We start from the raw sequence: 13,521 nt of genomic DNA on the forward strand, positions 1-13,521 counted from the left end.
AACAGGGTATTTCCGCCCAGATAATCAGACGTAAAATGCCCGTGTACTATGCCGGATGTAAAAAGTTCATCGTCGGAATGCAAACGATTGCGATTCGTCTGATATCGATTGCACGTCCGGAGCGGTAATTATTCAGGCTAAAGCGGGATCGTTGTTTGCTACCGGAGAGCGGGGCGCGTTCGCCGGGAAGCGGCGCGGTGCGAATGCCTGCGCACACCCGATTGTCGCGAACCGGACTTGCGTTCGCGTCGTTCGCGGGAACGACGCGAACGCGGCGATCAGCGGCTGCCGCCCGCGCTGCGTCGTGCGATGCGCATCGCCGGTGCGGCCGCGGGTTCGGCCGCGCCGGCTGCACCTTCGACCGCCGCGCGCGGCCGGTTCATGATGTAGGTCCACAGTTGCTCGGCCGCGAGCCCGCGCTTGCGGGCCGACCGGTACAGGCGGATTTCGAGCTCGGTGATCCAGTCGCCGGAACCCGCGCACACGAGCGTGCCTTCCGCGAGTTCCTTCGCGACGCAGCTTTCCGGGAGCCAGCCGATCCCGTGCCCGGCCACGACCATGCCCTTCAGCGCCTCGGACATGTGCGTCTCGAAGCACCGGTGCAGGACGTACGGCTCGGTGGCGTTCAGCAGCAGCATCTCGACGATGTTGCCGAGAAATGCGCCCGACGAATACGCGAGCAGCGGCAGCGGCGCATCGGGGGTGCCCGGCAGCTGGAACACGGGCTTGCCGCGCGCATCGGGTGACGATACGGGCAGGATCCGTTCGACGCCGAGGCTGACGAACGGGAAGTGGTTCGGGTCGAGCACGATCGGCAGCTGCGGATGATGATAGCCGAGCAGCAGGTCGCATTCCCCTTCGACGAGCTGCTGCACGCCTTCCGGCACGTTCACCGCGTTGACGCGCGCGGTGACGTGGCCGACCTCGCCGTTGAGCTGCTTGAGCCATTCGGGAAACAGCGTGAAGACGAGCGTATGGGCCACCGCGAAACGCACGACCTGATCGCTGGCCGCGAACTGGTCGTAGCCGTTCACGAGATTGCGCGCCGCATACATGCTGCGCAGGATGTCCGCGGCGAGCCCGCGGAACATCTGGCCGGCCGGCGTCAGCGTGATCGGGTTGATGCTCCGGTCCACCAGCTTCGCGTCCATCCAGGTTTCGAGTGCGGCTATTCGTCTGCTGAATGCCGATTGCGTGAGGTGCCGGTTACGCGCGGCCCGGGAAAAGCTCTTGGTATCCGCCAGGCTCAGGAAATCTTCCAGCCACTTTGCTTCCATTTCGATCTTCGCTTTTTATAGTCGGGCGCCTGAAAGGCGGCGGCACCGTTTGCTGCACGAACGTTCTAGCGTACCGCGCATCGCGCCGGTCGGCCCGATGTTTTTTTTCGATGGGTGTCAGTCGAAATATGCATGGGCGTTGTCGGCGGGATTAAGGCTGCATAGCGTTGAGGTGCCGGACCCGACTAACCGGACAGTTCATCGCGTCGAACTGCCGGTGCGGCCGCAGACGGTACTTCCCCCCAGGGCCGGTTGCGCCGTGCGCGTACCGGCCCGCCTTCCCGTCCTTTCGTTCCGGTGGTCCGAGGCCCGGGCGGGCCGCTTTTTTGTGCAGTGCAGATTGCACATTCGTGACACGCGGGGGAACTATGTTCGAAAGACGCGGCGCAGCATGAACCGTGCGCGCCGGCGACGCACCGTCGTCGCCCGTCGCGTCGGGCGCTGCACCGCGATGGTGCGCAATGCCGCGCGGGCGTGCCCGGCGCGGCGCGAAAACGGGGGGATATCGAGGGGATCGAGCAAGGCACGTTCCTTGCAAAGCATTCGTTACGCCGGTCCGGCATGCGCAATGCCGGGGAAAACGATCGATGGAGAAAAGATCGATGAAGCCATTCGATGAAATGCTGCAATCCGGCGACATGGTAAGGGCGCCCTACGCGCGCCTGAAGCAGTGGCTCGACACGCAGAATCCCGCGAGCCTCGCCCAGAAGGCCCACGATGCGGAAGGCGTGTTCCGCAAGACGGGCATCACGTTCGCCGTCTACGGCGACGCGGAGGCCGCCGAGCGGCTGATTCCGTTCGACATCGTCCCGCGCATCATCTCGGGCGCCGAATGGAGCCGGCTGTCGCTCGGCATCGAGCAGCGCGTGATGGCGCTCAATGCGTTCCTCGACGACATCTACCACCGCCAGGAAATCGTGCGCGCGGGCATCGTGCCGAAGCACCTGATCGCGCACAACGAAGCGTTCATCCCGGAGATGATCGATTTCCGGCCGCCCGGTAACGTTTACACGCACATCATCGGCGTCGACATCGTGCGCACCGGCGAGAACGCGTTCTACGTGCTGGAAGACAACGCGCGCACGCCGTCCGGCGTGTCGTACATGCTGGAAAACCGCGAGACGATGATGCAGCTCTTCCCGGAGCTGTTCCAGCAGGTGAAGGTGCGCCCGGTCGAGACCTATCCGCAGATGCTGCGCCAGTCGCTCGCGGCCGTGTGCCCGCCGGGCGGCAACGCCGACAACCCGACCATCGCCGTGCTCACGCCCGGCATCCACAATTCCGCGTACTACGAACATTCGTTCCTTGCCGACCAGATGGGCGTGCATCTCGTCGAGGGCAGCGACCTGCAGGTGATCGACGGCCGCGTCGCGATGCGCACGACCGAAGGCTTCCAGCCGATCGACGTGCTGTACCGCCGCGTCGACGACGCGTTCCTCGATCCGCTCACGTTCCGCCCCGACTCGGTGCTCGGCGTCGCGGGGATCATGGACGTGTACCGCGCGGGCAACATCACGATCGCGAACGCGCCCGGCACCGGCATCGCCGACGACAAGGCGATCTACTCGTACATGCCGGAGATCGTCGAGTTCTACACGGGCCGCAAGGCGCTGCTGGAGAACGTGCCGACCTGGCGTTGCGGCGAAGCCGACAGCCTGAAATACGTGCTCGACCATCTCGACGAACTGGTCGTTAAGGAAGTGCACGGCTCGGGCGGCTACGGGATGCTGGTCGGGCCGTGCGCGTCGAAGGCCGAACTCGAAGCCTTTTCCGCGAAGCTGCGCGCGCGCCCCGCGAACTACATCGCGCAGCCGACGCTCGCGCTGTCCACGACGCCGATCCTGACCGAAGCCGGCCTGGCGCCGCGCCACGTCGACCTGCGGCCGTTCGTGCTGGTGTCGGACCGGATCCGCATCACGCCGGGCGGGCTGACGCGCGTCGCGCTGAAGGAGGGATCGCTCGTCGTCAACTCGAGCCAGGGCGGCGGCACCAAGGACACCTGGGTGCTGGCCGACTGAGCCGGACGCGACCGCGCGCCCCGCGACCGGGGCGCCAACCGAACGAAGACGGAGTGGACACGAGATGCTTCTGGGACGTACTGCAAGCGGTCTCTACTGGATGTACCGCTATATCGAGCGCGCGGAGAACATCGCGCGCATCGTCGATGCCGGGCTGCGGATGGCGCTCACGCGCACGTCCGACGCGCCGGCCGAATGGTCGTCGGTGCTCGTCAGCTCGGGCACGGACGACGGCTACCGGCAGAAATACGACGCGTATGCGGCCGATACCGTGACCGACTACCTGCTGCGCGACCGCGACAACCCGTCGAGCGTGTTGTCGTGCATCGAGGCCGCGCGCTCGAACGCGCGGATGGTGCGCACGGCGCTCACGCGCGAGGCATGGGAGAGCGTGAACGGCGCGTGGCTCGCGCTGCGCCGCGCGCTCGCGCAGCCGGTGCCGGAGAGCGAGCTGCCGAACGTGCTCGACCAGGTGAAGCGCGAAACCGCGCTGATCCTCGGCAGCTTCTACAGCACGATGCTGCGCAACGAGATCTTCGATTTCGCGCAGATCGGCGCATTCATCGAGCGCGCGGACAACACCGCGCGGATCATCGACGTGAAATACCACCTGCTGCTGCCGTCGGTGTCGCACGTCGGCACGATCCTCGACAACTACCAGTGGGAGACGATCCTGCGCTGCGTCGCCGCGCACCGTTCGTACCGCTGGGTGTACGACGTGCAGTACAAGCCGATGAACATCGCCGACTACCTGATCCTGAACGGCCGCATGCCGCGTTCGCTGCGCTATTGCTACGGGCGCGTCGTGTCGAGCCTGAACCTGCTCGCGAAGGATTACGGTGTGACACACCCGTGTCACGACACGGCCACGAAGATCCTGCAAATGCTGTCCGACACCTCGGTCGAGCGGATCTTCAAGAGCGGCCTGCACGAGTTCCTGACCGACTTCATCGGCCGCAACAACAGCCTCGGGCTCGAAATCGCCCAGGCTTACAACTTCGACTGAGACTTGCCATGCGACTCGCCATCCGACACATCTCGCGTTATCAGTACGACGATCAAGCCACCCATGCACTGCAACGGCTGCGGCTGCGCCCGCAGTCGGGCCCCGGGCAGACGGTGCGCGCGTGGCAGGTCACGATCGACGGCGTCGAGCCGTCGCTGTCCTACGCCGACGGGCTCGGCAACCGGATCGACCTCGTGCGGCACGACCGCGGCGCGAAGGCCGAGATCGTCGTCGTCGCGGCCGGCGTCGTCGAGACGCAGGACCGCGCGGGCATACTCGGTCATCCTGAAGGCTATGCGCCGCCGTGGATCTTCGAGCGCGAAACGGCGCTGACGAAGGCGGGCGACACCGTGCGTGCGCTGGCGCAAGCGCTGCCGATCGAGCCGCACAGCCTCGACGCGCTGCACTGGCTGATGACGGAAGTGCACGACCGCATCGCGTATGCGCCGAACCTGGCCGCCGACGCCCCCGTCGACGCCGAAACCGCGCTGCAAAGCGGCGAGGGCACGAGCCGCGACCATGCGCATGCGTTCATCGCGGCCGCGCGCGTGCTGAAGATTCCCGCGCGTTATATCTCGGGCTACGTGCTGGCGGACAGCGCGATGCAGCGCATCGCCGACGCGAAGCAGAACGCGGGCGACGTCGAGGAGGAAGAAGCGCTCGCGCTGCAGAGCGGCGAGGGCATGCAGCAGGTGCTCGGCGCGTCGCATGCCGCACAGTCGCAGTCGCAGGGGATGCCGCAGCCGGCGCACGGTGCGCAGCCGCAAGCGGCCGGGCTGATGCAGCAGCCGGCCGGCCATGCGTGGGCCGAGGCCTATGTCGAAGGGCTCGGCTGGGTCGGGTTCGATCCGTTCATGAATCGCTGCCCGGACGAGCGCTACGTGCGCATCGCGGTCGGCCTCGACTATCGCGACGCGCAGCCGGTGACGGGGCTCGGCGCGACGGCCGTCGGTGTCGAGATCAGCGTCGTGCAGACGCCCGAGCTCGTCTGACCTCGCGCACGCTTTCGCCGAATCCGCCAGGCCGGGGTGCCGCGTCGCATCGAGCGCGACGCGGCGCGCGGCCGGCCCAACCCGAACCGAGCTCCCATGTCCATCCACGTCGCGCTGCATCACACCACCCGCTATCGCTACGACCGGCTCGTCAACCTCGGCCCGCAGGTCGTGCGCCTGCGGCCCGCGCCGCACTGCCGGACGCCGATCCTTGCGTATTCGATGACGGTCGAGCCCGCGCAGCACTTCATCAACTGGCAGCAGGACCCGTTCTCGAACTATCTCGCGCGGCTCGTGTTTCCGGAGCGCACCGAGCACTTCGAGATCACGATCGATCTCGTCGCCGAGATGTCGGTGTACAACCCGTTCGACTTTTTCCTCGAAGCCAGCGCGGAGCAATACCCGTTCAGCTATGACGACGCGCTGAAGACCGAGCTCGCACCGTATCTCGTGTGCGACCCGCAGACGAGCGCGTCGCCGCTGTTCCGCGCGTATCTCGACGGCGTCGACCGCACGCCGGCCGGCACCGTGAACTTCCTCGTCGCGCTGAACCAGCAACTGCAGCACGACATCGGCTATCTCGTGCGGATGGAGCCGGGCGTGCAGACGCCCGAGCAGACGCTCGAACTGGCCTCGGGTTCGTGCCGCGACAGCGCATGGCTGCTCGTGCAGCTGTGCCGTCATCTCGGCATCGCCGCGCGGTTCGTGTCGGGCTACCTGATCCAGCTCACGCCCGACGTGAAATCGCTCGACGGCCCGAGCGGCACATCGGTCGACTTCACCGACCTGCACGCATGGTGCGAGGTGTACCTGCCCGGCGCCGGCTGGATCGGCTTCGACCCGACCTCGGGCCTGCTCGCCGGCGAAGGCCACATTCCGCTGGCCTGCACGCCGCAGCCGACCAGCGCCGCGCCGGTCGAGGGGTTGATCGACGAGTGCGAGGTGTCGTTCGAGCACGAGATGACCGTGACGCGCGTGTACGAATCGCCGCGTGTGACGAAGCCGTACACGGAATCGCAGTGGGACGGCGTGCTGGCGCTCGGCATGCAGGTCGACGGCGCGCTGGCGGCCGGCGACGTGCGGCTCACGCAAGGCGGCGAGCCGACCTTCGTGTCGATCGACGATCGCGACGGCGCCGAGTGGAACACCGACGCGCTCGGCCCGACCAAGCGCGGCTACGCGACCGAACTCGTGCAACGGCTGCGCGCCGAATACGGCGACGGCGGCTTCCTGCATTTCGGGCAGGGCAAGTGGTACCCGGGCGAGCAACTGCCGCGCTGGGCGCTGTCGATCTTCTGGCGCGCGGACGGCCAGCCCGTGTGGCACGATCCGTCGTTGTTCGCCGACGAGCGCGAGCCGTCCGCCTATACGACCGACGACGCAAAGCGCTTCATCGATGCGCTCGCCGCGCGGCTGAACCTGACCGGCGAATTCATCCGGCCCGGCTACGAGGACGTCTGGTACTACCTGTGGCGCGAGCGCCGGCTGCCGGTCAACGTCGACCCGTTCGACTCGCGTCTGGACGACGAGCTCGAACGCGCGCGGCTGCGCAAGGTGTTCGAGCAGCAGCTCGACAGCGTGGTCGGCTACGTGCTGCCGGTCAAGCGCGCGGAAGACGCGCGGGGCCGCCATCGGCCCGGTCTCGACGGCCCGCGCTGGCAGACGGGCCCGTGGTTCTTCCGCGACGAGCGGATGTACCTGATGCCCGGCGATTCGCCGATGGGCTATCGGCTGCCGCTCGATTCGCTGCCGTGGGCGAGTCGCGCCGACTATCCGTATCTCGTCGAGCGCGACCCGTTCGCGCCGCGAGACGCGCTGCCGGATGCCGCTGCGATCCGCGCACGCTACGCGGCGCCGGCCGATGTGCCGCGCTACCTGTCCGGCGTGCATCGCGAGGCGTCCGCGCAGACCGTGATGCAGTGGCGCGACGACGGCACGGCCGGCAATGGCCGGCCGGCCGCGCGCGACCCGGGTCGCCTCCCCGAGCGCTTCGAATCGGCCGCGTGGATCACGCGCACCGCGCTGTGCGTCGAAGTGCGCAACGGCATCCTGTACCTGTTCATGCCGCCGCTTGCCGCGCTCGAGGATTATCTCGACCTGCTCGGCGCGATCGAGCTGACCGCGCACGCGCTGGGCGTGAAGCTCGTCCTGGAAGGCTATCCGCCGCCGCGCGACGCGCGGCTGAAGATGCTGCAGGTGACGCCCGATCCCGGCGTGATCGAGGTGAACATCCATCCGGCCAGCAACTTCGGCGAGCTTGTCGACCACACCGAATTCCTGTACGACGCGGCGTGGCAGTCGCGGCTGTGCAGCGAGAAGTTCATGGTCGACGGCCGCCATGTCGGCACGGGCGGCGGCAACCACTTCGTGCTCGGCGGCGCGACGCCGGCCGACAGCCCGTTCCTGCGCCGCCCGGACCTGCTCGCGAGCCTGATCGCGTACTGGCACAACCATCCGTCGCTGTCCTACCTGTTCTCCGGGCTCTTCATCGGGCCGACGAGCCAGGCGCCGCGCGTCGACGAGGCGCGCAACGACCAGCTTTACGAACTCGACATCGCGTTCGCGGAGATCCAGCGCAACAAGCTGCTGTTCGGGCAGGACATGCCGCCGTGGCTCGTCGATCGCGTGCTGCGCAACCTGCTGATCGACGTGACCGGCAACACGCACCGCAGCGAGTTCTGCATCGACAAGCTGTATTCGCCGGACTCGTCGACCGGCCGGCTCGGCCTGCTCGAACTGCGCGCGTTCGAGATGCCGCCGCATGCCCGGATGAGCATCGTGCAGCAACTGCTGCTGCGCGCGCTGGTCGCGCGTTTCTGGGCCGCGCCGTACACGACGCCGCTCACGCGTTGGGGCACCGCGCTGCACGACCGCTTCATGCTGCCCGCGTTTCTTCAGATGGATTTCGACGACGTGCTGACCGAACTGCGCGACGCCGGCTTCGCGTTCGATCCGGCGTGGTTCGCGCCGCACTTCGAATTCCGCTTCCCGCTGTTCGGCCAGATCGCGGTGAACGGGATGCAGCTGTCGCTGCGCGGCGCGCTGGAGCCGTGGCACGTGATGGGCGAGGAGGGCGCGCCCGGCGGCACGGTGCGCTACGTCGATTCGTCGGTCGAACGGCTCGAAGTGCGCGTGACGGGGCTGAACGACAACCGGCACGTCGTGACGGTCAACGGCCGCGCGCTGCCGCTGCAGCCGACCGGCACCGTCGGCGAATACGTCGCGGGCGTGCGCTACAAGGCATGGTCGCCGCCGTCCGCGCTGCATCCGACCCTCGGCGTGCACGCGCCGCTCACGTTCGACATCGTCGATACGTGGCTGCAGCGCTCGCTCGGCGGTTGCCGCTACCACGTCGCGCATCCGGGCGGGCGCAACTACGCAACGTTCCCGGTCAATGCATACGAAGCCGAGAGCCGCCGGCTCGCGCGCTTCGTCGAGATGGGGCATACGCCGGGGCGGATGGATGTCGCGGCTGCCGCGCCGAGCCGCGAATTCCCGTTCACGCTCGACCTGCGGCGGCCGTGACCGGACGATGACGAGGCGGATGACGATGCGCGGTTCGCGATACCCGGCGGTTTCGGTCGCTGGCGGCCCTGCCGGAATGCTAGGATGCGGGCAGATTGCGGCCGCGCGCCGCAGCCCGCCACCCGGGTGGCGGCGCGCGTGCGCGGCCGCACCCTGACGACGGAACGACATCGTGCCGCCCATTGACCTCGATCATCTCGCCGCCCTCGACGCGATGCCCACGCTTTTCGATACCGGCGCGCAGCCGGACGCCGCCGAACTGGCCGCCGCGCTCGCGGCGCCGGCCGTTGCCGGCCGCTATGACGAACTGCGCGGCAGCGCGGCCAGCCTGCACGCGCCTGCGCTCGCGCCCGCGTGGCGCAGCTTCTTCACGTCGATCGGCAGCGACGGCGTGGCCGACCTCGACCGCCGCGCCGACGCGCTGCACCGGCGCATGCGCGAGAACGGCCTGTTCTATCAGTTGCACGAGCAGCGCGCCGGCGACGGCGCGGTCGGCCCGTGGTCGCTCGACCTGCTGCCGCTGATCGTCACGCCCGAGGACTGGGTCGGGATCGAGCGCGGCGTGCTGCAGCGCGTGCGGCTGCTCAACGCGACGCTGGCCGACCTGTACGGGCCGCAGACGATCCTCGAGCGCGGGCTGCTGCCGCCCGCGCTCGTCACCGGCCATCCCGGCTATCTGCGCGCGATGCGCGGCGCACGTGTGCCGGGCGATACCTGGCTGCACGTCGTCGCGTTCGACCTCGCGCGCGGCCCGGACGGCCAATGGCGGATCGTCGCGCAGCACACGCAGGGCGCGGCCGGGCTCGGCTACCTGCTCGAAAACCGGCTGATCGTGTCGCGGCTCTTTCCGCGCGGGTTTCGCGGGCTGCGCGTGCAGCGGCTCGCGTCCGCGTACCGTGCGCTGCTGCAGAGCATGCAGTCGCTCAGCCCCGCCGCGAAGAATTCGCGGATCGTGCTGCTCACACCGGGGCCGCACAGCGCGACCTATTTCGAGCATGCGTATCTCGCGCGCTACCTCGGTCTCACGCTCGTCGAAGGCGGCGACCTGACCGCGCGCGACAACCGCGTGTTCCTGAAGACGCTGAGCGGGCTCGAACCGGTGCACGGCATCCTGCGGCGCGTCGACGATGCATGGCTCGATCCGCTCGAACTGCGGACCGATTCGATGCTCGGCGTGCCGGGGCTGCTGCAGGCGGTGCGCGCGGGCAACGTGCTGCTCGCGAACGCGCCGGGTTCGGGCTTCCTCGAATCGCCGGCGATGCTCGGCTTCATGCCGCGTCTCGCGGAAGGCCTGCTCGGCGAAACGCTGACGCTGCCGGCCGTGCATTCGTGGTGGTGCGGCGAGGCGGCCGCGTGCGACGACGCGCTGCCGCAGCTCGCGCGCGGCATCGTCAAGGCATCCTATCCACCCGACGTGCAGGAAGGCGGCGCATTCGAGCCGGTGATCGGCGCGCGGCTCACGCAGGCGCAACTGGCGGAATGGCGCGCGCGGATTCTCGCGCGGCCCGAACACTACACGGTGCAGGCCGATCTGCCGCTGTCGCAGGCGCCGACCTGGCCGCGCCACGACGCGCCCGACAGCAACGGCGGCGCGCGCATCGTGCCGAAGCCGGTGCTGCTGCGCGTGTTCGCGCTCGCCGACGGTGCGCAGCGCTGGCGGCTGCTGCCCGGCGGGCTGTCGCGGGTCGGCACGCGCGACACGCTGTTCAACGCGCCGATGCCGCGCGGCGGCAGCACCGTCGATACGTGGGTGATGACCGAGGGCATCGTCGATTCGACGACGCTGCTGCAGACGCACCTCGGCCCCGACGATCTCGTCGAGCGCCCGCGCGCGATCGCGAGCCGTGCGGCTGAAAACCTGTTCTGGCTCGGCCGTTATACCGAACGCGCAACCAACCTGATGCGCCTCGCGCGCGCGGCGCTCGAACGGCTGCGCGGCGAGGACGATGTCGACAGCCCCGCGCACCTGGAACTGCTCGACACGCTGTGCCGCGACACGGGCCTGATCGCGGCCGATGCGCCGAACGCCGTCGATGCGCCGCGTGCATTCCAGCACACGCTCGCGACGTCGCTGACGCGCGGCGCGGATCGCACGTCGGGCATTGCGTCCTGCCTGTTCGGGATGCGTGGCGCGGCCGCCGCGATCCGCGAGCGACTGTCGAGCGATCAGTGGCGTCTGATCGACGACGCGACCCAGCTGTTCGCGGACAGCGCGGGCCAGCCGGAAGCCGAGGAGCAGATCGGCAACGAGGCACTGCAGTTGCTGGAGCGCCTCGGCCTGCTGCTCGGCGCGATCACGGGCGCGCAGACCGACAACATGACGCGCGACGACGGCTGGCGGCTGCTGTCGATCGGCCGGCAGATCGACCGGCTGGACTTCCTGTGCAGCGTGCTGAAGGCGGCCTTCGACGAAGGCGCGGTGCACCGGCAGGACGGCTTCGAGCTCGTGCTGGAACTGTTCGACAGCACGATCACGTTCCGTTCGCGGTTCCAGCGCGGCTTCGACGTCGCGCCGCTGCTGTCGCTCGTCGTGCTCGATACCGACAATCCGCGCTCGCTCGGCTGGGTCGTGCAGGCGCTGCGCGGCCGGCTGACGAAGGTCGAGCGCAGCGAAGGCTATGCGCTGTCCGAGCTGGCCGAGACGATTCCCGACGTCCCCGCGTGGTCGCTGCACGAGCTGTGCGAGACCGCCGACGGCGGCCGGCACGACAAGCTGCTCGAGGCGCTCGACACGACGGTGAAGGCGGTGTGGGAACTGTCGAACCGGATCGGCGAGCGCTATTTCAGCCACGTGCGCGAGGCGGGCAGGACGTTATGGTGACGACGAAAGGCGCGGCGAAAGCGCCGCACGGTTCCGGTCATACGCGGAACGCATCGGCACCGGTATCTGCGCCGGCTGCGGGTGCGCCAGGCCGGTTGCTGCGCGTCACGCACGACACCGAATACCGTTACGCGGCGCGCGTCGAATCGGCGCAGCACCAGGCACGCCTGCAGCCGCTCGTCACGCCGCGCCAGCAGGTGCTGTCGTTTGCGCTCGACATCGATCCCGCGCCGGAATCGGTCGGGACCGAGATCGACGCATTCGGCAACGCGCGCGCGTCGTTTGCGTTGAACCAGCCGCACGATGCGCTGCTCGTGCGTAGCCGCAGCACGGTACGCGTGACGCCGCCGGTGTGGTCACGCGGTGCGCGCGGCGAGCCGCCGCCCGCCATCGCGAAACCCGACGCGAAACAGGCGATGGCGTGGGAAGCGGTGCGCGACCGCTTGCGGTTCCGCGCGGGGCAGCCTTACGACGCGGCGAGCGAATTCGTGTTCACGTCGCCGCATGTTGCGTGCGATCCCGAACTCGCCGCGTATGCAGCGTCGAGCTTCACGCCGCAACGGCCGCTCGTGCAGGCCGCGTGGGAGCTGATGCGGCGCGTGCATGCCGATTTTGCGTATACGCCGAACAGTACCGACATCACGACGTCGGCGCTCGATGCACTGCGGTTGCGCACGGGTGTGTGCCAGGATTTCGCGCACGTGATGATCGGCGCGCTGCGCTCGCTCGGGCTGGCCGCGCGTTACGTGAGCGGCTACCTGCTCACGCAGCCCCCGCCCGGGCAGCCGCGGCTGATCGGCGCCGACGCGTCGCATGCATGGGTCGAGGTGTACGACCCGGCGTGGCCCGAGGACAACGGCTGGCTGCAGCTCGACCCGACCAACGATCGCGCGCCGGGCGACGACTACGTGATGCTGTCGATCGGCCGCGACTATGCGGACGTGACGCCGCTGCGCGGCGTGATTCGCGGCGGCGGCGCGGATCAGGAGCTGAAGGTCGGCGTGACGGTGGAGCCGCTGGAGTCAGAAAGGGACGTGTAAGGCGTTGTGTGTTTTTTGTTATCATGCCCTATTCAAAAAAAGGGCATGAATAAAATGCGCATTGTTTCCGGGGTGTTGGGTTGCGTCAGCCTACTGTTCATCGTCGTGGCCATGATCGGTTTGATCTGGCCTTCCTTCTTCAGAAACAAGACGGGCGCAGTGCCAAAGCGCGCGCCACTGTTCTTCGGCGGCATATTGGCGGCGATATTGACGGTGATCGTGGCCGCTCTGGTCCACCCGGGGCAGGACGACGCGGGCAAGGCCGCCGATCACCATGTAGGGGATGTCGCCGTCGACGCAGCGTCGAGCCCGGGCACCGCAGCCGCACCGCCCCTGTCGCTTGACCTGACGCCGCAGCAGTTTCGCAGCAACTACAATCGCCGGGTTTCCACGGCGGGCGGCAAGGACGCGCTCGCGGAAATCGAACTCGTTCACGATACCGTTTATGACGGTTTTCAGCAGTCGGTCGGCCGCAGCCTCAAGTTGGCCGGTGTCGTCAACAAGTCCGACGGAACGCTTCGCGAACTCGTGATCCACATCGGCGTTGATGAGCCGGGGGTGATGCTGAAGTCCGTCGCTACCCTTGTCACGATCGCGGCAGCGGTCAAGCCGGCCGCTACTGCGGAACATGACGATACGGAAACCGTCGTGAAGGTGATCCAGCTCGCCATGGAAGGTCGAAAGGAATCCAAAATGATCGAGCGTAGCGTCGGAAAGCTGCGTTACTCCGCGGTCGCGAACGAAACCGACGGCCTGCTGTTCTCGATCAGCCCGCGGTAGGCTCACGCCCCATCGGCGTAATCGGTTAACCGTGCATCAAAGGTCGACGGCGGCCAAGCGAG

8 protein-coding genes are annotated in these 13,521 nt (G+C 68.1%); 7 read left to right on the forward strand and 1 reads right to left on the reverse strand.

The genetic code is table 11. The annotated features are described in order from the left end of the window. Window positions 1–278: 278 nt before the first annotated feature. Entirely contained in the window at window positions 279–1,277 is a 999-nt protein-coding gene (locus F3J15_RS15065) for a LysR substrate-binding domain-containing protein (RefSeq protein ID WP_069251304.1), read from the reverse strand. Window positions 1,278–1,879: 602 nt separating this feature from the next. Between F3J15_RS15065 and F3J15_RS15070 the strand changes: the two genes are divergently transcribed. The 7 genes from F3J15_RS15070 to F3J15_RS15100 all read left to right on the forward strand — a co-directional run bounded on the left by F3J15_RS15070 (window position 1,880) and on the right by F3J15_RS15100 (window position 13,459). Continuing rightward, entirely contained in the window at window positions 1,880–3,295 is a 1,416-nt protein-coding gene (locus F3J15_RS15070) for a circularly permuted type 2 ATP-grasp protein (protein ID WP_069251305.1), read from the forward strand. Between the two features lie 64 nt (window positions 3,296–3,359). Next, window positions 3,360–4,301 (forward strand): alpha-E domain-containing protein, encoded by a 942-nt coding sequence (locus F3J15_RS15075; RefSeq protein WP_069251306.1) that lies wholly within the window; start codon window positions 3,360–3,362, stop codon window positions 4,299–4,301. Window positions 4,302–4,309: 8 nt separating this feature from the next. Further along, on the forward strand, window positions 4,310–5,293 hold the full coding sequence (locus F3J15_RS15080) for a transglutaminase family protein (protein ID WP_166892064.1): 984 nt from the start codon (window positions 4,310–4,312) through the stop codon (window positions 5,291–5,293). A gap of 96 nt (window positions 5,294–5,389) precedes the next feature. Continuing rightward, window positions 5,390–8,818, forward strand: coding sequence for a transglutaminase family protein (locus F3J15_RS15085; protein WP_166892067.1), 3,429 nt, complete (start codon window positions 5,390–5,392; stop codon window positions 8,816–8,818). Between the two features lie 214 nt (window positions 8,819–9,032). Then, on the forward strand, window positions 9,033–11,639 hold the full coding sequence (locus F3J15_RS15090; RefSeq protein ID WP_166892138.1) for a circularly permuted type 2 ATP-grasp protein: 2,607 nt from the start codon (window positions 9,033–9,035) through the stop codon (window positions 11,637–11,639). Further along, window positions 11,633–12,679, forward strand: a complete 1,047-nt coding sequence (locus F3J15_RS15095) for a transglutaminase family protein (RefSeq protein ID WP_166892070.1) — start codon at window positions 11,633–11,635, stop codon at window positions 12,677–12,679. The genes F3J15_RS15090 and F3J15_RS15095 overlap by 7 nt, the downstream gene beginning before the upstream one ends. A 45-nt stretch (window positions 12,680–12,724) precedes the next feature. Then, window positions 12,725–13,459, forward strand: a complete 735-nt coding sequence (locus tag F3J15_RS15100) for a hypothetical protein (protein WP_240158778.1) — start codon at window positions 12,725–12,727, stop codon at window positions 13,457–13,459. The last annotated feature ends 62 nt before the right edge of the window (window positions 13,460–13,521 follow it).

Origin of the sequence: Burkholderia sp. Ap-955 (assembly GCF_011753045.1) — a bacterium.
GTDB classification, from domain to species: domain Bacteria; phylum Pseudomonadota; class Gammaproteobacteria; order Burkholderiales; family Burkholderiaceae; genus Burkholderia; species Burkholderia lata_D.